This is a genomic window from Pseudomonas sp. FW305-25 (assembly GCF_017351415.1).
Classification (GTDB): domain Bacteria; phylum Pseudomonadota; class Gammaproteobacteria; order Pseudomonadales; family Pseudomonadaceae; genus Aquipseudomonas; species Aquipseudomonas chlororaphis.
On sequence record NZ_JACNDE010000020.1, the window covers coordinates 22,113 to 43,047 of the forward strand.

Annotated in this window: 19 protein-coding genes and 1 pseudogene; 10 read left to right on the plus strand and 10 right to left on the minus strand. The window is 63.5% G+C overall.

What is annotated here, in order from left to right:
- Positions 1 to 16 precede the first annotated feature (16 nt).
- Positions 17 to 361, plus strand: a complete 345-nt coding sequence (locus J4E58_RS18860; RefSeq protein ID WP_087087769.1) for a cupin domain-containing protein — start codon at positions 17 to 19, stop codon at positions 359 to 361.
- Positions 362 to 416: 55 nt separating this feature from the next.
- On the opposite strand, the gene J4E58_RS18865 is transcribed toward J4E58_RS18860, so the two are convergent.
- Positions 417 to 902: a MaoC family dehydratase gene (locus tag J4E58_RS18865; protein ID WP_087087767.1), complete on the minus strand. Its 486-nt coding sequence runs from the start codon at positions 900 to 902 to the stop codon at positions 417 to 419.
- Positions 903 to 977: 75 nt separating this feature from the next.
- Positions 978 to 1,595, minus strand: coding sequence for a LysE family translocator (locus J4E58_RS18870; protein ID WP_087087765.1), 618 nt, complete (start codon positions 1,593 to 1,595; stop codon positions 978 to 980).
- Between the two features lie 181 nt (positions 1,596 to 1,776).
- Between J4E58_RS18870 and J4E58_RS18875 the strand changes: the two genes are divergently transcribed.
- The 8 genes from J4E58_RS18875 to J4E58_RS18910 all read left to right on the plus strand — a co-directional run bounded on the left by J4E58_RS18875 (position 1,777) and on the right by J4E58_RS18910 (position 10,104).
- Entirely contained in the window at positions 1,777 to 2,229 is a 453-nt protein-coding gene (locus J4E58_RS18875; protein WP_053260817.1) for an Lrp/AsnC family transcriptional regulator, read from the plus strand.
- A gap of 45 nt (positions 2,230 to 2,274) precedes the next feature.
- The gene (locus tag J4E58_RS18880) at positions 2,275 to 2,736 is read left to right on the plus strand and encodes an NUDIX hydrolase (protein ID WP_087087763.1); all 462 of its coding nucleotides are present in this window, start codon (positions 2,275 to 2,277) and stop codon (positions 2,734 to 2,736) included.
- 131 nt (positions 2,737 to 2,867) lie between these two features.
- On the plus strand, positions 2,868 to 3,209 hold the full coding sequence (locus J4E58_RS18885; protein WP_087087761.1) for a hypothetical protein: 342 nt from the start codon (positions 2,868 to 2,870) through the stop codon (positions 3,207 to 3,209).
- 98 nt (positions 3,210 to 3,307) lie between these two features.
- Positions 3,308 to 4,564, plus strand: coding sequence for a TolC family protein (locus tag J4E58_RS18890; RefSeq protein ID WP_087087758.1), 1,257 nt, complete (start codon positions 3,308 to 3,310; stop codon positions 4,562 to 4,564).
- Positions 4,561 to 6,033 carry an efflux RND transporter periplasmic adaptor subunit gene (locus J4E58_RS18895; protein ID WP_087087755.1) on the plus strand — a complete coding sequence of 491 codons (1,473 nt, stop codon included), beginning with the start codon at positions 4,561 to 4,563 and terminating at the stop codon, positions 6,031 to 6,033. Before J4E58_RS18890 ends, J4E58_RS18895 begins: the two co-directional genes overlap by 4 nt.
- On the plus strand, positions 6,030 to 9,185 hold the full coding sequence (locus J4E58_RS18900; protein ID WP_087087753.1) for an efflux RND transporter permease subunit: 3,156 nt from the start codon (positions 6,030 to 6,032) through the stop codon (positions 9,183 to 9,185). Before J4E58_RS18895 ends, J4E58_RS18900 begins: the two co-directional genes overlap by 4 nt.
- Positions 9,182 to 9,547 carry a copper-binding protein gene (locus J4E58_RS18905; RefSeq protein ID WP_087087751.1) on the plus strand — a complete coding sequence of 122 codons (366 nt, stop codon included), beginning with the start codon at positions 9,182 to 9,184 and terminating at the stop codon, positions 9,545 to 9,547. The genes J4E58_RS18900 and J4E58_RS18905 overlap by 4 nt, the downstream gene beginning before the upstream one ends.
- 104 nt (positions 9,548 to 9,651) lie before the next feature.
- Positions 9,652 to 10,104, plus strand: a complete 453-nt coding sequence (locus J4E58_RS18910; RefSeq protein WP_087087749.1) for a hypothetical protein — start codon at positions 9,652 to 9,654, stop codon at positions 10,102 to 10,104.
- Positions 10,105 to 10,163: 59 nt separating this feature from the next.
- Here J4E58_RS18910 and J4E58_RS18915 read toward each other — a convergent pair whose 3' ends face one another.
- Positions 10,164 to 11,915: a phospholipase D-like domain-containing protein gene (locus J4E58_RS18915; protein WP_087087748.1), complete on the minus strand. Its 1,752-nt coding sequence runs from the start codon at positions 11,913 to 11,915 to the stop codon at positions 10,164 to 10,166.
- 255 nt (positions 11,916 to 12,170) lie between these two features.
- On the opposite strand from J4E58_RS18915, the pseudogene J4E58_RS18920 reads away from it, so the two are divergent.
- A pseudogene (locus tag J4E58_RS18920) lies at positions 12,171 to 12,491 on the plus strand (LysE family translocator); the annotation flags it as partial.
- Positions 12,492 to 12,884: 393 nt separating this feature from the next.
- On the opposite strand, the gene J4E58_RS18930 reads toward J4E58_RS18920, so the two are convergent.
- The 7 genes from J4E58_RS18930 to J4E58_RS18960 all read right to left on the minus strand — a co-directional run bounded on the left by J4E58_RS18930 (position 12,885) and on the right by J4E58_RS18960 (position 20,441).
- Positions 12,885 to 13,361, minus strand: coding sequence for a MarR family winged helix-turn-helix transcriptional regulator (locus J4E58_RS18930; RefSeq protein ID WP_007931992.1), 477 nt, complete (start codon positions 13,359 to 13,361; stop codon positions 12,885 to 12,887).
- Between the two features lie 346 nt (positions 13,362 to 13,707).
- On the minus strand, positions 13,708 to 14,472 hold the full coding sequence (locus J4E58_RS18935) for a class II aldolase/adducin family protein (protein ID WP_053260822.1): 765 nt from the start codon (positions 14,470 to 14,472) through the stop codon (positions 13,708 to 13,710).
- 23 nt (positions 14,473 to 14,495) lie between these two features.
- The gene (locus J4E58_RS18940) at positions 14,496 to 15,482 is read right to left on the minus strand and encodes a ketopantoate reductase family protein (protein ID WP_007931987.1); all 987 of its coding nucleotides are present in this window, start codon (positions 15,480 to 15,482) and stop codon (positions 14,496 to 14,498) included.
- A gap of 81 nt (positions 15,483 to 15,563) precedes the next feature.
- Positions 15,564 to 16,358, minus strand: a complete 795-nt coding sequence (locus J4E58_RS18945; RefSeq protein WP_172963059.1) for an ABC transporter ATP-binding protein — start codon at positions 16,356 to 16,358, stop codon at positions 15,564 to 15,566.
- Complete coding sequence (locus J4E58_RS18950) at positions 16,355 to 18,157, minus strand: ABC transporter permease subunit (protein WP_007931983.1); 1,803 nt, start codon at positions 18,155 to 18,157, stop codon at positions 16,355 to 16,357. Before J4E58_RS18950 ends, J4E58_RS18945 begins: the two co-directional genes overlap by 4 nt.
- Positions 18,154 to 19,185, minus strand: coding sequence for a branched-chain amino acid ABC transporter permease (locus J4E58_RS18955; protein ID WP_087087746.1), 1,032 nt, complete (start codon positions 19,183 to 19,185; stop codon positions 18,154 to 18,156). The genes J4E58_RS18950 and J4E58_RS18955 overlap by 4 nt, the downstream gene beginning before the upstream one ends.
- A gap of 107 nt (positions 19,186 to 19,292) precedes the next feature.
- Positions 19,293 to 20,441, minus strand: a complete 1,149-nt coding sequence (locus J4E58_RS18960; RefSeq protein WP_007931979.1) for an ABC transporter substrate-binding protein — start codon at positions 20,439 to 20,441, stop codon at positions 19,293 to 19,295.
- Positions 20,442 to 20,935: the final 494 nt, after the last annotated feature.

A 20,935-nucleotide genomic window follows, 5' to 3' on the forward strand; every position in this document is an offset into this window, starting at 1 on the left:
CAGGGAGGAGAGCAGCATGAGCAATGAACAGGTGGCACCGGAAACCAAAGGGGTTGCAGTGCAGGTACTGGCAACCATTGACCTGGGTCCCGAAATCGAGGGCATGGCCGGGCGCCAACTCAGAATGCGCCTGGTGACCATCGAGCCTGGAGGCGTATTCGGGCCGATCCACAACCATAAAGACCGGCCAGGCGTCGTCTACATACTGGAAGGCACCATCACTGACCATCGCGATAGCGGCGACACCGACTATGGCCCGGGAGTGGGGTGGCCCGAGGACCGGGACACCACGCACTGGCTTGAGAACAAAGGGCCGATTCCGGCGCGGGAGATCTCGGTCGATATTATCCGGCAAGAGTGAGCCCGGGCCGAACATCGATACGGGCGAGCCAGACGCGCGGTTCGCCCAATGCCCATTATTCCCCCGCACCCGCCGCGCCATTGCTCGGGTCGCCCTCGGCCAGCATGCGCATCAGGATTGCCCGCTCCTTCGGCCCTGGCACCAGGCCGCTGGTCTGGCCTTCCAGGACGATGATGCCGTCTTCGTTGGTCATGCTGATGGCCGCCGTAGCCCGGCCTTGTTCGTCCAGCGCCTGGATGACCCAGTGGCAAGTGATGGTGTCGCCGGCATACACCGGCTGCTTGAACTGGAAGCTCATGGCCGAGGCCAGCCAGCCGATCTGTCCGCCGATTTCGGTGAGCAGGCTGGCGGTCAGCAGGCCATGGGAAACCGGTGCCCTGAAGCGCCGGGCCGCGGCGAACTCGGCATCGAAATGCACCGGGTTGTAGTCGCGGGACAGCGTGGCGAAGCCCTGGATATCCGCCTCTGAAAAACAGCGGGAGAGGGTGAAGCGGTCGCCTGCCTGAAGCCCTTCGGTGGCGCGCTGTCGGAAGCTTTTCATTGCGGTTCCTGGTCCTTTTGCGTATTCGGGGGAGTGCGGTTTCGAGCCTTTTGGATACCCGTGGAACATACCGGTTCAGCGCAGGATCTGCTCGATGAACAGCAGCACCGCGATGATGATCATCAGCGCCCCCGAGAGCCGGCTGACCGCTTGCGCGGCCACCGGGCGCGTCTGCAACACGGCGCGGGAAGCAAAGCCCACCAGCAGGTAGATCACCGCACAGCTGAAGGCATGCAGCAGCCCCAGCGCGACGATTTGCAGCGGCACCGGCCAGGCGGCCAGCGGGTCGGTGAATTGTGGCAGCAAGGCCAGGAACAGCAGGAACACCTTGGGGTTGAGGCCACTGACGCAGGCCCCCTTGAGGGTCCAGCGAGCCCAGGACGCGGAAGGCTGGGCCTCCCCGGCGCGGGGCACGGACGGGTTGCGCAGCATATTGATCCCCAGCCAGAGCAGATAGCCAGCCCCGCCAAGGGTCAGCAGCGAGAGGGCCAGGGGATTGCTGGCGATCAGCCCGCCGACCCCGGCGGCCACTATCAGCGTCGCCAGCAGATGCCCGATCAACAGGCCCGCCACCGCGGGTATCACCACTCGCCCGAACAGGCCGGCCGATATCGCGTAGGCCCAATCCGCCCCGGGGGTGATCACAAATAGAAACGACACCGCCCAGAACGCCGCGAAAATACTCAGGCTCATGGCCGTCTTGCCTTGTGCTGCTGGGCGAATGCTGTTTCTGGGCTGTCGACGGTGGTGTTAATCGGGGAGGGCATGCTTCTTTCTCGCAAAGATCAGGTTTGCCGAAAGATTAATGGAGTGCGGTGAGAATATTTTCTCTATTATTCCAGTCCTAATAAGGTTTTTGGGTAGATCCTTCCATATGGACAGAATTGATCAGAAGATTCTTGCCGAGCTGCAGGCGGACGGGCGTTTGTCGGTGACCGAACTGGCGGAACGGGTCGGCCTGAGCCTGTCGCCGTGCCATCGTCGCGTGCGGGCGCTGGAGGAGTCGGGGGTGATCCAGGGCTATCGCGCCCAGTTGTCGCCCAGCGCCCTGGGCCTGACGTTTTCGGCGATGGTCTTTGCCACGCTGCGTGAGGGCGATCACCAGGCGGTGGCCGCCTTCGAAGCGGCGCTGCTGCCGATCCCGCAGGTCGTCGAGGCGCAACGGCTGTTTGGCGAGCCGGATTACCTGCTGCACGTCATCACCCGCGACCTGCCGGCCTTCCAGCAGCTTTACGATGACCGCCTGTCCAAGCTGCCCAACGTCCAGCGCCTGACCTCGACCCTGGTGATGAAACGGGTGATTCAGGACCGCTCGCTGCCGTTGTGAGACGCGTCGACAAACACATCAGAACAACACTTCAGGGAGATACCGATGCGTGAACGAAAATCGGCAAGATTGCTGGTCATCAACCCTTCGCGAAAGGTCCTGCTGTTCCGCTTCCTGCACAAGGAAGGAGCGCTGGCGGGGGATGACTATTGGGCCACGCCCGGTGGCGGGCTTGAAGGGGACGAAACCTTCCAGGTCGCGGCGATTCGTGAACTGCACGAGGAAACCGGTATTCAGGTCAGCGCGGTGGGAGAGCCGGTGGCCGGTCGCCGGTTCCCCATGCAACTGCCCAGCGGCGAATGGGTGACCTCCGTCGAGCAATATTTTGTGGTGCACGCGCCAGATCAGCCGCTCTCTCGTGCCGGCTGGACCTCGGCCGAGGCCCAGGTGATGGCCGACCATCATTGGTGGTCCGCCGATGATCTGCGAGCCACCGAGGCCACCGTCTGGCCGCAAGCGCTGGTGCACATGCTGGAAGAGGCGGGGGTGTTCGAGCGGTCCTTGTAGCGTTTTTTTCGCGGGCTAATCCTGGCTTAATCCAGCTCCGCTGATATGGCGCGCAGCCGGGCTTTTTCGGCGGCCGGTTTCTGCGATCGGCGCAATTGTAAGAGCGGCTTTCCACCCCTAGACTCCAGCCCATGAAACGCTACCTGCGATTTTGTCTTGTCTTCCTGATCAGCCTGGCGCTTCCCCTCAGCGGGATGGCGGGCGTCCAGGCGCCGACCGAACCCTGCCCGATGAAGACCCAGGGCATGGCGATGATGGACGACATGGGCATGGACTGCTGCAACGACCTGAAAAGCCCGGTCGAGCACGGCAAACCCTGCAAGCCGGGCCAGGAATGCAAGACCGGCGGGATGCTGCAAGTCTCGATCGTCAAGCCTGCCGTAACCCTGAGCCACCCCGTTGTCCTGTCCTTCTCCAGCGATTTTCTGCCCGTGCAAAACCTTTCCGGGGTATGGCGACCGCCCCGGGCCTGATTCCTGTATCCCCCTGAACCTCATTCCGTATTAACGGGATGACATGGCTGCGTGCCTGTCTTTCGGGCGCGCGGTGGATCATCACAGGAATCGTCAACATGAACCCCAAGTGCTATTGCACCGGCTGGTCCCTCGTGGCCGGCCTGGCGGCGGGCGCGCTGGTGTGGCCGAGCCTCGCTGGCGCCTTGACCCTCGACGAGGCGTTGCGGCTGGCCGAGAACAACGCGCCGTCGCTGACTGGCCAAGACGCGAAAATCCAGGCCGCCAGCAGCGCGGCCATCCCCGCCGGCGAACTGCCCGACCCCAAGTTATTGCTGGGGGTACAGAACTACCCCATTGGCGGCCCGGATCGCTGGCGTCTCGACCAGGACGGCATGACCATGCAGATGGTCGGCATCCGCCAGGAAATGCCCAACAGCGCCAAGCGCAAGGCCCGCGTCGAGGTCGCCGCCGGAGCGGTCGAACGGGCCGCCGCCGAGCGTCGGGTGGAGTTGCTGAACGTGCGCCAGGCCACGGCCCTGGCCTGGATCAACAGCTATTCGGTGGAGCGCAAGGAAGTGTTGCTCCAGGACTTGTACAAGGAAAATCGCCTGCTGGGCGACACCGTGCGCGCACAGATTGCTGGTGGCCGCGGGCTACCGGCGGACGCGGTGACGCCCCGGCAGGAAGCCGCGCAATTGGCGGAGCGCGAGGACGAACTGAGCAGCCAGCGGACCCAGGCTCGGGCCGCGCTCAAACGCTGGATCGGCGGCGCCGCCAACGACCGGCCCGAGGGACGTTTGCCCGAGTGGCCGGTGGACAGCGCAGGCTACGCGCACAAGCTGCAACACCATCCTGAACTGGCGGCGTTCGCGCCCATGACCCGCGAGGCGCAAGCCAGGGTTCATGAGGCCGAGGCCGACAAGCAGTCGGACTGGAGCTGGGAGCTGGACTATCAGCGCCGCGGCCGTGAGTTCGGCGACATGGTCAGCGTGCAGTTTTCCTGGGACTTGCCGTTGTTTCCCGGCTCGCGCCAGAACCCCAGAATCGCCGCCCGGCAGGCCGAGCTGAGCCAGTTGGAGGCCGAGCGCGAAGCCCTGTCCCGGGAGCACGCCCAGCAGTTGGAAGCGCAGTTGGCCGACTACCAGCGCCTGGATCGTGCGGTGCGCCGCAACCAGCAAAGCCTGGTGCCGTTGGCCCGGGAAAAGGTCGACCTGAGCCTTGCCAGCTACCGCGCCGGCAAGGGCGACCTGGCGGCGGTGGTCGCCGCCCGCCGCGAACTGATCGAAGCCCGCCTCAAGCAGATCGACGTCGAGGAACAGCGTGCCCTGACCAACGCTCGGCTGTATTTCGCCTATGGGGAGACCGCGCAATGAATGCATCGATATGGAAAGTCGCTTCGCTGGTCGGCGTCTCGCTGGCCCTGGGAGGGGCGGGTGGTTACTGGCTGGCCCAGCCGCGCAGGGGTGAAATGCCGGTGGTGGCGGTCGGGCAGGAGGCATCGGCCGAGCCCAAGGCGCTGTACTGGTACGACCCGATGTACCCGCAGCAGAAGTTCGACAAGCCGGGCAAGTCGCCCTTTATGGACATGCAACTGGTGCCGCGGTACGCCGAGGGCCAGGGAGCCCAGGGGGATGGCGCGGCGGTGCGCATCGATCCGAGCCTGACCCAGAACCTCGGCCTGCGCCTGGCCAGCGTCACGCGCGGGGTGTTGGCCAGCAGCGTCGATGCCGTCGGGGTGCTGGCGTTCAACGAGCGCGAGGTGGCGGTTGTTCAGCCGCGCACCGCGGGTTTTGTCGAGCGGGTGTATGCGCGGGCCCCGGGGGATCTGCTCAAGGCCAATGCGGCCCTGGCGGAGATCCTGGTGCCGGAATGGGCAGCGGCCCAGGAAGAGTTCCTCGTCCTCAAGGCCAGTGGCGATGCCGCTCTGCTGGCGGCCGCTCGCCAGCGACTGCGCCTTAGCGGGATGCCAACAGCCGTGATTGCCCAGGTCGAGCGCAGTGGCAAGGCCCAGCCGACCCTGACCCTGAGCAGCCCCATCGGCGGTGTGCTGCAAGAGCTGAATGTCCGCCAGGGCATGACCCTGGCCGCCGGCGAGACCCTGGCCCGGGTCAACGGTTTGAATAGCGTCTGGCTGGCCGTCGCGGTTCCGGAGTCGCAGGCTGGCTCGCTCGTCACCGGGCAGGTGGCCGAGGCTCGTTTGCCGGCTTTTCCGGGGGAGGTGTTCGCCGGCAAGGTCGACGCGATCCTTCCAGAGGCCAATGCCGACAGCCGCACGCTGCGGGTGCGGGTCGAGTTGCCTAACCCGCAAGGTCGACTGCGGCCGGGCATGAGCGCCCAGGTCAGCCTCAAGCGTGCGACCCAACAAGCCCTGTTGTCTGTGCCCAGCGAGGCGGTGATTCGCACCGGCCGCCGGGCCCTGGTGATGCTCGCCGAAGACGGGGGGCGCTACCGCCCGGTGGAGGTGCAGCCAGGGCCGGACAATGCTGGCCAGACGGCGATTTTGAAAGGCCTGGAGGAAGGGCAGCAGGTGGTGGCGTCCGGGCAGTTCCTGCTGGATTCGGAAGCCAGCCTCAAGGGCATAGTCGCCGCTTCCTTGGCGGCCCCCGCAGCCGTCTTGCATGAAGCCGAAGGGCAGATCCTGGCCATCGACCGTCAGGAAGTCACGCTGGCCCATGGTCCCTTCAAGAGCCTGGGCATGCCGGCCATGACCATGACCTTTCCTCTGGCCAATCCTGGCCTGACGCAGGGCCTCAAGGTGGGCGACAAGGTGCGGGTGGCGCTGAGCCAGAGCGGCAATGAGCTGCGGGTCCAACGCCTGGAAAAAGCGGGGAACCAGCCATGATCGCGGCCGTGATTCGTTGGTCGGTGGCCAACCGTTTTCTGGTGTTGCTGGCGACGCTGTTCGTCAGCGCCTGGGGTGTCTGGTCGGTGCAGAGCACGCCGGTCGATGCGCTGCCGGACCTGTCGGATGTGCAGGTGATCATCCGCACGCCCTATGCCGGGCAGGCACCGCAGATCGTCGAGAACCAGGTGACCTACCCATTGGCCACCACCATGCTCTCGGTGCCGGGGGCCAAGACCGTGCGCGGTTATTCGTTCTTCGGCGACAGCTTTGTCTATGTGTTGTTCGAAGACGGCACCGACCTGTACTGGGCCCGTTCGCGGGTGCTGGAGTACCTGAGCCAGGTCCAGAGTCGCTTGCCGGCCAGTGCCAGGCCGGCGCTGGGGCCGGATGCCACCGGGGTTGGCTGGATTTTCCAGTACGCCCTGGTGGACCGCAGCGGCGGGCATGACCTGGCGCAACTGCGGGCCCTGCAGGACTGGTTCCTCAAGTTCGAGCTCAAGACCCTGCCGAACGTGGCGGAAGTCGCCACGGTGGGCGGTATGGTCAAGCAGTACCAGGTACTGCTCGATCCGCTGAAACTGGCCAGCTTCGGTATCACCCAGGCCGAGGTCGGCGCGGCGATCGGCAAGGCCAACCAGGAAACCGGTGGCGCGGTGCTGGAGATGGCGGAGACGGAGTTCATGGTGCGGGCATCCGGTTACCTGAAGACCCTCGATGATTTCCGCGCCATTCCACTCAAGCTGACGGCGGGCGGGGTGCCGGTGACCCTGGGGGAGGTCGCGACGATTCAGCTCGGCCCGGAAATGCGCAGCGGCATCGGCGAACTCGACGGCGAGGGCGAAGCGGTGGGCGGCGTGGTGATTCTGCGCAGCGGCAAGAACGCCCGGGAAACCATCGCGGCGGTCAAGACCCGGCTTGACGAGCTGAAACGCAGCCTGCCGGCGGGGGTGGAAATCGTCACCACCTACGACCGCAGCCAACTGATCGACCGCGCGGTGAGCAACCTCGGCCACAAGTTGCTGGAGGAGTTCATCGTCGTGGCGCTGGTGTGCGGGATCTTCCTCTGGCACCTGCGTTCCTCCCTGGTGGCGATCATCTCCTTGCCGATCGGGGTGTTGATCGCCTTTGTGGTGATGCGGCACCAGGGGCTCAACGCCAACATCATGTCCCTGGGCGGGATCGCCATCGCGATCGGGGCCATGGTCGATGCGGCGGTGGTGATGATCGAGAACGCCCACAAGAAGCTCGAGGCCTGGCACCAGGCCCATCCCGGGCAAACCCTGCAAGGCGAGCCGCGCTGGCAGGTGATCACCGAGGCGGCGATCGAGGTCGGGCCGGCGCTGTTCTTCTGCCTGTTGATCATCACCCTGTCGTTCATCCCGGTGTTCACCCTGGAGGCCCAGGAAGGGCGGCTGTTCGGCCCGCTGGCGTTTACCAAGACCTACGCCATGGCCGCGGCGGCGGGGCTGTCGGTGACCCTGGTCCCGGTGTTGATGGGTTACTGGATTCGCGGGCGGATTCCCAACGAGCAGCAGAACCCGCTGAACCGCTGGTTGATCGGTATCTATGAACCGGCCCTGGAGGCGGTATTGCGCAGGCCCCGGGCGACCTTGCTGGTGGCCTTGCTGGTGTTTCTCAGTGCGCTATGGCCGATCTCGCGTCTAGGGGGAGAGTTCCTGCCGCCGCTGGACGAAGGCGACCTGCTGTACATGCCGTCGGCGCTGCCGGGGCTGTCGGCGCAAAAGGCGGCGCAGCTGCTGCAACAGACCGACCGGCTGATCAAGAGCGTACCTGAGGTCGAGCATGTGTTCGGCAAGGCCGGCCGCGCGGAAACCGCCACCGACCCGGCGCCCCTGGAGATGTTCGAGACCACTATCCAGTTCAAGCCCCATGACCAGTGGCGCCCGGGCATGACCCCGGAGAAACTGGTGGCGGAGCTGGACCGGGTGGTGCGGGTCCCGGGGTTGACCAATATCTGGATTCCGCCGATCCGCAACCGTGTGGACATGCTCGCCACTGGCATCAAGAGCCCGATCGGGGTCAAGGTGGCCGGCAGCGATCTGCGGCAGATCGATGCCGTGACCCAGGCCGTCGAGCGGGTGGCCAGGAACGTGCCCGGGGTCAGTTCGGCGCTGGCCGAACGCCTGATAGGGGGCCGTTATATCGACGTGGACATCGACCGCCAGACGGCCGCGCGCTACGGCCTGAACATCGCCGACGTGCAGTCGATCGTCAGTGGTGCCATTGGCGGTGAAAACATCGGCGAGACCATCGAAGGGTTGGCCCGCTTCCCGATCAGCCTGCGTTACCCCCGTGACTGGCGCGACTCGCTGGGGGCTCTGGAGCAGTTGCCGATCTACACCCCGCTGGGCAGCCAGATCACCCTCGGCACCGTGGCCAAGGTCAAGGTCAGCGAGGGTCCACCGATGCTCAAGAGCGAAAACGCCCGGCCTTCGGGCTGGGTGTATGTCGATGTGAGGGGGCGGGATATTGCCTCCGTGGTCGCCGACCTGCGTCGGGCGGTGAGCGAGCAGGTCCAGCTGCAGCCGGGCATGAGCCTGAGCTACTCCGGGCAGTTCGAGTTTCTCGAGCGGGCCAACGCCCGGCTCAAGCTGCTGGTCCCGGCCACCCTGCTGATCATCTTCGTGCTGCTGTACCTGACCTTCACCCGCTTCGACGAAGCCTTGCTGATCATGGCCACGTTGCCGTTCGCCCTGACGGGCGGGGCGTGGTTCCTCTATTGGCTGGGCTTCAACCTGTCGGTGGCCACCGGCGTCGGTTTTATCGCCCTGGCCGGGGTGTCGGCGGAGTTCGGCGTGATCATGCTGCTGTACCTGAAGAACGCCTGGGCCGAGCGCGAGGAATCCGCCGAGCGTACCGAGGCTGGATTGCTCGCGGCGATTCGCGAAGGCGCGGTGCAGCGCGTGCGCCCCAAGGCCATGACCGTGGCGGTGATCATCGCCGGCCTGCTGCCGATCCTGCTGGGCAGCGGCACCGGCAGCGAAGTGATGAGCCGCATCGCCGCGCCCATGGTCGGCGGCATGCTCACCGCGCCCCTGTTGTCCCTGTTCGTCATACCGGCGGCCTATCGCCTGATGCGCCGCCGGCACCTTCGCGCTGTCTCCATCACACAAGGAAAAAACCTATGAAACCGATCCAGATCGTTATCGCTGGCACCCTGGCCGCGCTGTCCCTTGCCGCCCACGCGCAGGACATGCCCGGTATGAAAATGGATGGCATGAAAATGGACGGCATGAACGGCATGCAGATGAAGCAGGAAGCCCGACAGGTTCAACAGGCCAGTGCCGAGGGCACGATCAAGGCCATCGATGCCTCGAAGCAGCGGGTGACCATCGCCCACGGCGCCGTCCCCGCCGTGCAATGGCCGTCGATGACCATGACCTTCGCCGCGACCGCAGAGCAGTTGGCGGGACTGGCGATTGGCGACCGGGTGACCTTCGCATTCCGCCTGGACGGCGGCGCGGCCACTATCGTTTCCATCAGGAAATAAAACCACTAGGCCGGCATGCGCAGGCATGCCGGCCTCACGCTCATTATTCACAACGGCGCCGTCGGCTCGTTCCTCTCTCTACCAACCATTAGAGGGAACGCCCGATGAAAAACACCGAACTCAGCCACATCATCCTCAGTGACCACTCGCGCATCGAGGCCGCCATCAGTACCGGTGCGGCCTGGGAAGTCTGGTTCCAGGTCGAGTTTCTGATGCTGCTGCGCGCAGCCCACCTGGGAGTCGCCCGCGAAGTGCCTTACCCACCGCCGAACCAGGCCCTGCACCTGGATGTACTGGCCAGCCAGGGTGTCGAGAGCTATGCCATCGAGGTGAAAGTCGAGAGCGCCACCAATGCTGGCAACAAACTGTTGGCGGAAACCCGCAAGGACATCGAGAAAATCGCCAAATACACCGAGCCGGTCGAGGCCCGCTGGGTGGTTTCCCTGGCCTATAGCGACGTGGCCAAACGCTCGTTGCGCGGGTTCACGGTGGAGAACAGCGGCCACGCCATCTACCACGAGGCCGGTGCGATCGGCTGCATGATCTTCTCGGTTTGACCCGCACAGGCGCCAGCAGGGCATGAGGCCTTCCTGGCGGCTTTCGACAGTTCGTGCCCTTAGTGAGAGAACAACTGCCGGTCGCCTTGTTTCTGCGAACCTGCGACGTAGTACGCCTCGAACCAGGCGGGCTGGCCCGAGATCGCCGTGGGTTTTTTCAGCAACAGTGGCGGTGGCTGCTTCCCCTGGGTCTCATCGGCGCTGGTGAAGGCTTTTTGCATCACGCTGCGAAAGTGCAGGTGATCGAATATCAGCAGGGCCTGGATGGCATAGACCACGGCGATTTTCTGGTCCTCGATCAGGATCAGGTGATCGCCGTTTTTTTCTTCCCCCGAAATGGACAGGTTCGAGGAACCGGTGAAGACCTTGGCGCTCGGCAGGTTGAAGTCGGTGACGACGAACTTGTTGTGTACCGAAATACCGGTGCCGCCGGACCACTCGCTGCGAAAAGGTTCCGGTGCGTACTTGGCGAGATAGGCGAAATCCACCTCGGCCGAGGTGCCATCGGGCTTGATCACATCCATGCCCGAGGCCTTGTCGGTCACGCCATAGTTGAACACCGGACGCTTGTAGAGGCGGCTGATCGACTCGTACAGGGGGCCGCTGGTGATCTGGTTGAGGAAGGCGATGTTGAACAGCACCGAGCGGCTGGCCTGGTCGATCGCGCCGCCGATCGGGCTGAGCGACAGGTCGCTGCCGTTGTGTGGCGAGAAACAGAAATGCAGGCGCGGGCCGGCGGTCGTTGCGGTGCCGGTTTCGATCACGTGCCATTTCTGCGCCAGGTCGCTGGCCTCGAAGTTTTTCGGATCGCTGAAGCTGGCGTCGAAGACCCGACCGAACAGGTCCGCTACCTCGAGGTGCTTGAACAACAGCGCATTGTTGTTCTGCACATAACAGCCGCGGAAGCTGAAGTTGGTGGAGCCGCACAGCACCTGGTAAGGCTTGCCGTTGCGCCGGGCGATCAGCACCTTGTGATGCTGCAGGCCATGGAAATGGCTGCGTCGAACCCGGTCCGCGCCGGCCGAGGCCAGCAGGCGGCTGGCGGCCCGGGTCTCGCAGCTGTCGGGGGCGGCGTGATCGCCGGCGTCGTCGATAATGATGCGCAGGCGACTACCCAGCGCCTCCAGTCTGGCGAGGATGTCCGGTTCGTTGAAGTCGTAGGCGAAGACATCGAGGGTGGTGTCCGGCTGCCGTAGGACTTCATCCAGCACCGCGAAAATCATCGACACCGCCTCGAAGCCGAGCCACTGGTACATGGCCGTCTCGGTCTTCGGGTGGTCGAGCCCGTCCTTGGTTTTCGATGGAATCAGGCTCTTGCCATACACATCGACCTTGACGCCCGCGGGCACCCGGTCGCGGAAGGCCTGCGAGGAGGTAAAGCCCCGGGTGAAACCAATGTCGAGGATGCCTTCGTAGCTGATGGGGTCGAGGTCGATCGACAGTTCGATGGCCGTGCCGGGAACCAGCTGGCCGTCGTTGGCCATGTGCATCATCTGGCCCCGGTAGGTGAAGGTGCCTTGGTCGACCTCATGGGGGACGTGAACCCAGCGAAACTTCTGGAAGGGCGCTTCCAGCGAGGAAAACTTGCGCTGGCCATCGACCGCGCTGTGGGTTGGCTCGTCGTAGGCGAAGGCGATGCGGTTGGGCAGGGGCTTGAAGTCGGTGCTGCCGGGAAACCGGCATTCGATGGCGAACCCCACCAGGTCGGGGGGAGGGGTGTCGACATCGAAACCGATCAGGCACATGCGTTCGCCGCGCCACAGCTTCATGGTGAAACCGTCGAGCGTCTGGGTGTTGTAGAAATCGGCCATGGGGGTGCTCCTTGCGCGGGGGGACGAGTCAAGCCGGGGCTGGATGTGTGCAGCGTAGAACAGCGCGGCGGGCGGTGGCGGTTTTAGCACGGGCCGGGTCGCGGGGGCGGGTTGTATTGCGCCCCGATGCTCTTATATGTTGCAAGCCCGACCCGTTCGACTCCTTGCAGAGAAGCCCTCGATGAACCTCGCCACCCTGTTGCTGTTTCTCCCGGCCTGCTTCGCCCTGAACATGGCGCCCGGGCCGAAACCGAAAAAAAGACCGCGCCCCTGGGGCTGGCCGCGCTGCCCCGGCAGGAGTTCCTGGTGGCCATCGGCAACCCCAAGGCGATCCTGATCTTCACCGCCTTCCTGCCGCAATTCGTCGACCCCGCGGCCCCGGTCCCCGGCCAGTTCCTGGTGCTCGGCGCCTTGTTCCTGCTGCTGGAATGGATAGCCATCAGCGCCTACGCCTGCATGGGTCTGCACATGCGCCGCTGGTTCGCCGAGCCGCGCGGCAAGAAGATCTTCAACCGCTGCTGCGCGGCGTTGTTGTCGGCGGCGGCTTCGGTGTTGCTGTTGGCGCGGCGGGCTTGAGTTGTCCGTAGATGTGCGTGCTCTTGCCGGGGGCCGTTGACGTCGCCTTCCAGCGTGATGGTTGGCACTTTGAACGATATGCAGATCGCTTCGCAGCACCTGCCCTAAGGGGCGAATGCCACCCATGGCTTTTACGGCGCTGGCTGCAATGGCCAGTGGGAAAGCGCTTTGGGGCGGGACGAGCGCTGGTATTCAATGGCGCCGCACAGGCAGTTGCCCTGGAAGGTGTCAGTCATTCAAGGGCGCACCTTGAAGCGCAAGGGCGCTCATATAAACGGCCGGTGTTGGGGAGGTAGAAGGGCTGGTTTCGGCCGTGGATTCAATCGGCCGATGCAGCGGATTGGCCATAAGCGGGTACTCAAGCTACGGGCCTGGCGTTTTGCTCGCTGCGGTTCAGTCTTCCGGCAGGTTATTGAATATTTTTTCCAGGGTTCCGTTCAGTTTGGTGATCTGGGCCTCGGTCAGGCCTTTGAAACTGGTGCGGAAGATATCGCTGGTGCAGTGCTGGACTTCTTCGATGGTATGGCGGCCGATATCGGTGAGGGAGACCTGAGTCACGCGCCCATCGCTGGCGCTGGTGTTGGTCTCCACCAGGCCATCGGCTTTCATGCGATAGACAATTTTGGTGATGGTCGAGAGCTTTGCGATGGCATGGATGGAGATTTCCGAAATGCTTGATTCGCCATTTTCCTTGAGGATGAACAGAATCCGCCAGCGCGGGATATCCATATCGATTTTTTTCAGCGCTTTCTCCATGGCCATGGAGTAGCGGCCATGCAGGCGAGCCAGCCAGTAGAAGGGAAAATCTTCCTTCTTGAAGTCTTCACTGGCGGGGTTGTATCGGCTCAGGCGCTTTTTCGGGGTGGTCATAAAGGTTGGCGTAGTCTTTCTGGTGAGCTGGGTTGATAGCGGGCGCCATTGTCGCGCCGCACGCAGCAAAAAACCAGCAGACAGGTCACAGCGTGCCTTGGGCAAGGCCTTCAGGTCGGACGCTCGTGTGTGAGGTTTTGACGAAAGTATCGGCCACCCTTGATCGGCTAAAACAGGGTGGGTAGGAGTGCGAAGGCCGGGGTACGGTTGAGCATGCAGAGCCGCGCCTGGGGCTGTTCGGCGCTGCTGCGAATCGCAGGGCGAGCCCGCTGATTGGCTCGATCGATTCCGTCAGGCGGCTGGCCGCCTGACGGACCCTTGAACCAGCCACTGAGCGCTCTCGCGATTACCAGCGCGGGCCGAGTTCGGCGCACATTTTGCGAACCATGGCGTCGAAGAATTTCACCGCGAAACCGCTGTCCCGAATGAGCATGGCCGTGAGTTCGGCGCACTTGCGGCTGATCGCCTCCGGCAGCGGATTGTCTTCACCGCCCAAGGCGCCGGCCTGGCACTGGATTTCGGCGGCGCGCTGCACCGTCCACAACAGGAAGAACGCCTTGGCGATACTGCTTTCGCCGACGGCAATGCCGTGGTTGCGCAGCACCAGAATGTGCTTGTCGCCGAGGCTGTCGATCATTCGGGTTTTTTCGTCATCAAACAGCGTGATGCCTTCGAAGGTGTGGTAGCCGATCCGACCGTAGAGTTGCGCCCCATAAAAGTCGTTATGAGCAAAACCGGCCTTTTTCATGACAATCGCCGAAATCGGCGTGGTGTGCGTGTGGATCAGGCACTGAATATCTGCGCGCGCACCGTGCACTGCGCTGTGCAGGGCGAAGCCGGCAGGGTTGCCGTCATAGGGCGAGTCTTCGAGCTTCTTGCCGTGCAGGTCGACCTTGAGCAGGTTGGCCGGCGTCACTTCGGTGTAATTCAGGCCGAACGGGTTGACCAGATAGTGGTGCGCCGGGCCGGGCAGGCGTGCGGAAATATGGTTGAAGATGGTCTCGGTCCAGCCAAAGAAATCCACCAGGTGGTAGCAATGCGCAAGTTGCACGCGCAGTGCCCATTCTTCGTCGCTGCACGTCTGGGGTGTTGCCGATGGGGTCTGGTCCATGTCGATGTCCTGGTTGTAGTGAGTCAGTGACGGGCCTGTTCGCCGCGAAAGCGTGCCAGGGCAATGAGGTGGCGAGTGATGGGCATCGGGATCGCCATGCCATCGGCCAGCTCCAGCACCGCATCGCCGATGGCGGCCAGCTCCAGAGGGCGGCCTTTCTCATAGTCCTGCAGCATTGAGGTGCGCACGGCGCCCATGCCGGCGCCGAGTTCGAGAAAGGTCCTTGGATCGATGCTCACGCGCGCGCCATAAGCGGCGGCCGTCAGCAGGGCTTCGTGCAGACAACTGCTGACCAGGTCGCGGAGCTCCGGCAGGCTGTAAAGCTGCTCGAGGGTGGCGCCGGTAATCACCGAGAGCGGGTTGGAGGTGAGGTTGGCGATGATCTTGGTCCACAGGTTGTCGCGGATGCGGTCGGTGGCTCGCGCTTCTATTCCGACACTTTCAATCAGTGCGCGCACACGCTCCAGGCGCGGGCTGAGACGGTTGTCGGGTTCGCCGAAAATCATCAGGTGCGGGGTGCGCGATTCGGCCACGGCGCTGGCCGGGCAGTGTGCGGTGATGAACACTACGCAGCCGATCACGTGACGCAGATCCAAGGTCCGGCTGAGAATCGACTGCGGATCGACCGCGTTCACCTGTTGCCCCGCGTAGCGTCCACCCTCGCCGTGGAAGTACCACCACGGCACGCCGTTGACCACCGGGATCACCACCGTCTCGGCAGTCATCATCGGTTGCAACTGCGGCAGCAGGGTGGCCAGGGCTTGTGCCTTGGCGCAGAGAAAAATCAGGTCTTGCTCGCCGAGGCTGGCGGCGTCGTCGCTGGCGTCGACCCGTACATGGTGGTGGCCGTCCAGGTCGTTCAGGTGGATGCCGTCACGGCGGATGGCGCTCAGGGTTTCTCCTCTGGCCAGTACCTTGACCATGTGGCCGCTAGCAGCCAGACGTGCTGCCAGGGTGCAGCCGATAGCACCGGCACCGGCGATGCCGATGCGTAGGGGGATAGCGTTCATCGCGACTCCAGATGTTCAAAGGCCGGATAAGACCGTGCTCGACGCGCCCGGCGCCCTTCGGTCGCCGGGGCAGGGCAGCCGTCAGTTGGCGAGCATTTCCTGGTGCTTGCTGGCCAGGCCCAGATAGGCTTCGATCACGCGCGGATCGTCGGCCAGTTGCTGCGCCGGGCCCTGTATGGCGATCTGGCCGGTTTCCAGCACATAGGCGTAATCGGCCACCCGCAGGGCGGCGCGCGCGTTCTGCTCCACCAGCAGAATCGATACCCCTTGCTCGCGCAGGGCGGTAATGATCCGGAAAATCTCCCGGGTAATCAGCGGCGCCAGGCCCAGGCTCGGTTCGTCGAGCATCAGGAGCTTGGGCTTGGCCATCAGTGCCCGACCCACGGCGAGCATTTGTCGTTCACCGCCAGACAATGTCGCTGCCAGTTGTTCACGGCGCTCCCAGAGACGCGGGAACAGCTCATAGATTTCGGCCAGCGTCTCGCTGTAGCGCCGGTCGCCCCGGCGATGGCGCTGGAAGGCGCCGAGCAGCAAGTTGTCGGCCACGCTCATGCTGGTGAACAGCTCGCGTTTTTCCGGCACCAGTCCCAGGCCCCGTGAGACCATCACTTCCACTTCCGGCAAGGCTTCCAGGCTGCCATCGAAATGAACCTGCCCCCGGGAGCCAAGCACGCCCATGATTGCCGAAAGCAGGGTGGTCTTGCCGGCGCCATTGGGGCCAATCACCGTCACGATCTGGCCCTTGCCCACCGTCAGGCTGGCGTCGCTCAGCGCTTCGACTTTGCCATAGGCCACGCTCAGGTCCTTGATCTCCAGCACGGCGTCGTCGACCTGGTTGCGCGGTGTGAGGTGCGGTTCCACTTGCATGTTCATCATTCGGCTCCTCCCAGATAGGCTTCCAGTACCGCGGGATCCTTCTGTACGTCTTCAGGCAATCCCTGGGCGATCCGCTGGCCGAACTCCATGACCACCACGCGGTCGACCAGGCCCATGACGAAGTCCATGTCGTGCTCGACCAGCAGGATCGCCATGCCTTCGCTGCGCAGGCGGCTGAGCAGGACGCCCAGGGCTTCCTTTTCTTTCAGACGCAGGCCGGCCGCGGGTTCGTCGAGCAGCAGCAGGTACGGGGCGGCGCACAAGGCGCGGGCAACTTCCAGAATCCGTTGTTGGCCCAGGGCCAGGCTCCCGGCCTCTTCATACAGGTAGTCGCCGAGGCCCACGCGCTCCAGTTGATGCCTGGCTTCGCCGAGCAACCGGGCTTCCTCGCGACGATCCAGGTGCAGGGCCGCCGACAGCACGCCTTGCTTGCCACGCAAATGCGCGCCAATGGCGACGTTCTCCAGCACGCTCATGTTGCCCAGCAGTTTCACGTGCTGGAAGGTGCGGCTCATGCCCATGCGTGCCACTTGCCGGGCATTCAGGCCATTGATCTTCTGGCCCATGAACAGCACATCGCCGCTGCTCGGTGTGTCGACACCGGATAGTTGGTTGAACAGGGTGCTTTTGCCGGCGCCGTTGGGGCCGATCAGCGCGAGGATTTCGCCGGAGCGGATTTCCAGGCTCATGTCGTTGTTGGCCACCAGCCCGCCGAAGCGTTTGGTCACATGCCGCGCTTCAAGGACTCGTTCGCCATGTTCAGGCCGTCGCCGATGTGCCAGCGGCACAGCCGGGGCGTCGGTGCTGTGGACCTGGCGGCGTACCTTGGCGCGGGCCGGTATCAGGCGCGCCAGCAATGGCCAGAGACCGGCGGGCGCACGCTGCATGAGGACCACGATCAGAATGCCGAACACGATGATTTCGTAGTTGCCGGTATGCCCCAGCAGAGCCGGCAACCAGTCCTGCAACCACTGCTTGAGCAGGGTCAGGATGCCCGCGCCGAGCAGGGCGCCCCAGACGCTGCCGACACCGCCGATCAAGGCCATGAACAGGTAGTCGATGCCCATGTTCAAACCGAATGGCGTCGGATTGACGAAGCGTTGGGTGTGGGCATAGAGCCAGCCGGAAATCGCCGCGAACACCGCGGAAATGATGAAGATCACCATCTTCGAACGGAAGGTGTCGACGCCCATCGATTCGGCCATTGCCTGGCCACCCTTGAGGGCGCGGATGGCGCGGCCTTCGCGAGAGTCGAGAAGGTTCTGGGTGATGACGATCGCCAGCAACAGCAGGGCCCAGATCAGGTAGAAAATGTTCTCGCCCTTGTCCAGCTTCAGGCCGAACAACGAGATCGACGGCAGGCCACCGACGCCGGTATGGCCGCCCAGAGATTCCAGGGTGCCGAACAGGTAGTATAGCGAAAGCCCCCAGGCAATCGTCCCTAGCGGCAGGTAATGCCCGGACAGCTTGAGCGTCAGCGCGCCGAGAATCAGCGCGACCGAAGCGGTGAGCACCACGCCCACCAGCAGCGTCAGCCAGGGTGACGTTCCGGCCCAGGCCAGCCAGGCTGGCAATTGTTCGGCGGTGGTCAGGTAGGCCGAGGTGTAGGCACCGAGCCCGACGAACGCGGCCTGGCCGAAACTGGTCATGCCGCCGACGCCTGTGAGCAGCACCAGCCCCAGCACCACCATGGCGTACATGCCGATGTAGTTGAGCAGGGTGACGTAGTAGGGGGGCAACAGCAGCGGCGCAATGCCCACCGCCAGCAACAAGGCAAGTAACAGGTAGCGCGAATTCATTCTTCTTCCTCCACATGACGACGGGTGAATGAACGCCAAAGCAGGAACGGAATAATCAGCGTGAACACGATGATTTCTTTATAGGTGCTGGCCCAGAACATGGAGAAGGCTTCGATCAGGCCCACCGCCAGGGCGCCGAGTGCGGCGACCGGATAGCTGACCAGCCCGCCAATGATCGCCCCGACGAAACCTTTGAGGCTGATGACGAAACCGGAGTCGAAGTACAGTGTGGTGATCGGCGCGATCAGGATCCCCGAAAGCGTGCCGATCAGCGCGGCGAGCAGGAAGGTCGACTTGCCCGCGAGCGTCGGGGAAATCCCCATCAGCCGGGCACCCATGCGGTTGATCGCGGTGGCACGCAAGGCCTTGCCATAAAGCGTGCGCTCGAAGAACAGGTACAAACCGACGATCAGCCCCAGGGACACGGTCAGGACCCAGAGGGTCTGGCTATTGAAGGTCACCGGACCGAGTTCCAGCCCGGCTTCGGAGAAGGGCCTGGTGCGGGCGCCTTCGGGGCCGTACAGCAATAGCGCCATACCGGTCATGCTGACGTGCACGGCGATCGACACAATCAGCAGGACCAGCGAACTGGCCGAGGCGATCGGTTGGAACACCAGGCGGTAGATTTGCGGCCCCAATGGTACCACCAGCGCCAGCGTCAGCAGCGCCTGGAGCGCCATCGGCAACTCGGCCAATGGCAAGGTGTTGATCAGCACCGCCAGCAGCCCCGCGTAGCCGAGCTTGAAGAGAATGCGTACGGCAAGCCGAAGGCTCGCACGTGCCGCCCCCCACAGGTCGAGCGCGCAATCGATCAGTGTCAGGCCGAGTAGCAGCCAGACCAGGGCCGTCGGGTGGCCGTTCTGCAACGTGGCCATGGTCAAGGCGCCGTAGGTCACGAATTCACCCAGGGGGATCAACAGGATCCGGGTCACGGTGAACACCAGAAGGATCGACAGGGCCAACAGCGCATAGATCGCGCCGTTGGTCATGCCGTCCTGGCCCAGCAGCATGGCTATCTGGAAATTCATAATGAGAGCTCTTGTCTACGGATTGAATATCAGGCCCGCGTGCAGGTGCGGATCGCCTCGTCGGCAATCGAGCGGGGCGTGCGGCGGGCCGTGCAACCAGGCTTCGATCAATGGTCTTGCAGCAGCATCCAGGTGCCGTTCTTGACCACGATCAATTCGCGGCCGCGTTCGTCAAAGCCGCTGTGGTCTTGCGGTGTCATGTTGTAAACACCCTGGGTGCCGGCCAGTTCGTGGCTTTGCTCGAGTGCATCGCGCAGGGCCGCGCGAAACTCGGGAGTTCCGGGTGCGCCTTTCTTGGCTGCAATCGGGATTGCCTGCTGTAGCAGCAAGCCGGCGTCGAAGGTGTTCCCGCCGAAGGTCGCCGGTTTGCTGCCATTGAGCTTTTCGTAGGCCGTGGTGTAGTCGCTGGCGATTTTCTTCGAGGGGTGGCTGTCCGGGATTTCATCGATTACGAGCATCAGGCTGGCAGCCAGAATGGTGCCTTCGACCTTTTTTCCGCCCAGCTTGAGGAAGTCCGGCAGTGCCGCGCCGTGGGTCTGGTAGATCTGCCCGCGATAGCCCTGATCGAACAGTGTGGTCTGCGGCATCACCGCCGAGCTGCCGGGCGCGGCGACCAGTACCGCGTCGGGACGGCTGGCGAGTATTTTCAGGCTCTGCCCGGTGACGGACGTGTCCTGGCGCTGGAAGCGCTCGTTGGCCACGACCTTGATGTTGTGCTGCGCCGCCAGGCCGCTCACAACCTTGGCCCAGTTCTCGCCATAAGGGTCACCGGTGCCGATGAAGCCGAGTGTCTTCACGCCCTTCTTGGCCATGTGTTCGAACAGCGCCTTGGCGATCAGGTCATCGTTCTGCGTGGTCTTGAATACCCATTTCTTCTGCTCGGTCATCGGCAGCACCACCGCGGCGGTGCCAACCGGGGCCAGCAGCGGCACGCCAGCTTCGGCGACGAACTGGATCACACCCATGGCATTGGGCGAGCCGCTCGGGCCGATGATGGCGTCGACATTTTCTTCGTCGATCAACTTCTTCAGCGCCTTCACCGTAGCGCTCGGGTCGCTCGCATCATCCAGAGAAATGTACTTCACCGCCTGATCGCCAGCCTGGGCCGGCAGCAGGGGGATAGTGTTTTTCTGGGGTAGCCCGACCAGTGCGATCGGCCCGGTGGAGGAGGTAATGACCCCGACTTTCACATCTGCCTGGGCGGCAGCGCAGACGGCACTCAACAACAACGTGGACACGGCTTTTCTGAAAAGCATGACTTTCTCCGAAGAGTTTCAACGCGGCAAAAGGCTAATGGTCAGCCGCCCCGACCACGACGTGGTGCGAGTACGGCCCAAGGTACGGCCCTGTTTTTTTGGGCGAACTGCTGCGACACCCCTGGGGCGTTACCGAGCCATTGAGATGGCGCTCGACCATGAGCTATCGATCGAAGGCGATGAGGGCAAAAGCAGGTTGCATGCCAGAAATTTTTTGGTGCAGGGCGCAAACCCGTCATGGCGATACCCGGAGCGGGCAGTGTCGAGGCGATCCTGCCAAGGCCTTCCGGCGGTCTGTCACAGGGGCATCTGGAAGGCGGATAAAACCGGCACCACACCATGCTGGGCAAGGCTTTGATCTGGATCAATAAAGGCCTTGATCGACCCCGAAAACCAAGAATTTGAACACTGAAAAATCAGTGTTTTTTTATGTTTTTTAAGTGGTTTTTTTCACGGTTTTATTTTTTTGTTTTTGGGTTTTCTGACGGAAGAGT

What these genes read in the sequence shown, in the direction of transcription:
- J4E58_RS18860 (WP_087087769.1), top strand. Translation starts at nt 17, where the DNA reads ATGAGCAATGAACAGGTGGCACCGGAAACCAAAGGGGTTGCAGTGCAG.
- J4E58_RS18865 (WP_087087767.1), bottom strand. Translation starts at nt 902, where the DNA reads ATGAAAAGCTTCCGACAGCGCGCCACCGAAGGGCTTCAGGCAGGCGAC.
- J4E58_RS18870 (WP_087087765.1), bottom strand. Translation starts at nt 1,595, where the DNA reads ATGAGCCTGAGTATTTTCGCGGCGTTCTGGGCGGTGTCGTTTCTATTT.
- J4E58_RS18875 (WP_053260817.1), top strand. Translation starts at nt 1,777, where the DNA reads ATGGACAGAATTGATCAGAAGATTCTTGCCGAGCTGCAGGCGGACGGG.
- J4E58_RS18880 (WP_087087763.1), top strand. Translation starts at nt 2,275, where the DNA reads ATGCGTGAACGAAAATCGGCAAGATTGCTGGTCATCAACCCTTCGCGA.
- J4E58_RS18885 (WP_087087761.1), top strand. Translation starts at nt 2,868, where the DNA reads ATGAAACGCTACCTGCGATTTTGTCTTGTCTTCCTGATCAGCCTGGCG.
- J4E58_RS18890 (WP_087087758.1), top strand. Translation starts at nt 3,308, where the DNA reads ATGAACCCCAAGTGCTATTGCACCGGCTGGTCCCTCGTGGCCGGCCTG.
- J4E58_RS18895 (WP_087087755.1), top strand. Translation starts at nt 4,561, where the DNA reads ATGAATGCATCGATATGGAAAGTCGCTTCGCTGGTCGGCGTCTCGCTG.
- J4E58_RS18900 (WP_087087753.1), top strand. Translation starts at nt 6,030, where the DNA reads ATGATCGCGGCCGTGATTCGTTGGTCGGTGGCCAACCGTTTTCTGGTG.
- J4E58_RS18905 (WP_087087751.1), top strand. Translation starts at nt 9,182, where the DNA reads ATGAAACCGATCCAGATCGTTATCGCTGGCACCCTGGCCGCGCTGTCC.
- J4E58_RS18910 (WP_087087749.1), top strand. Translation starts at nt 9,652, where the DNA reads ATGAAAAACACCGAACTCAGCCACATCATCCTCAGTGACCACTCGCGC.
- J4E58_RS18915 (WP_087087748.1), bottom strand. Translation starts at nt 11,915, where the DNA reads ATGGCCGATTTCTACAACACCCAGACGCTCGACGGTTTCACCATGAAG.
- J4E58_RS18930 (WP_007931992.1), bottom strand. Translation starts at nt 13,361, where the DNA reads ATGACCACCCCGAAAAAGCGCCTGAGCCGATACAACCCCGCCAGTGAA.
- J4E58_RS18935 (WP_053260822.1), bottom strand. Translation starts at nt 14,472, where the DNA reads ATGGACCAGACCCCATCGGCAACACCCCAGACGTGCAGCGACGAAGAA.
- J4E58_RS18940 (WP_007931987.1), bottom strand. Translation starts at nt 15,482, where the DNA reads ATGAACGCTATCCCCCTACGCATCGGCATCGCCGGTGCCGGTGCTATC.
- J4E58_RS18945 (WP_172963059.1), bottom strand. Translation starts at nt 16,358, where the DNA reads ATGATGAACATGCAAGTGGAACCGCACCTCACACCGCGCAACCAGGTC.
- J4E58_RS18950 (WP_007931983.1), bottom strand. Translation starts at nt 18,157, where the DNA reads ATGAATTCGCGCTACCTGTTACTTGCCTTGTTGCTGGCGGTGGGCATT.
- J4E58_RS18955 (WP_087087746.1), bottom strand. Translation starts at nt 19,185, where the DNA reads ATGAATTTCCAGATAGCCATGCTGCTGGGCCAGGACGGCATGACCAAC.
- J4E58_RS18960 (WP_007931979.1), bottom strand. Translation starts at nt 20,441, where the DNA reads ATGCTTTTCAGAAAAGCCGTGTCCACGTTGTTGTTGAGTGCCGTCTGC.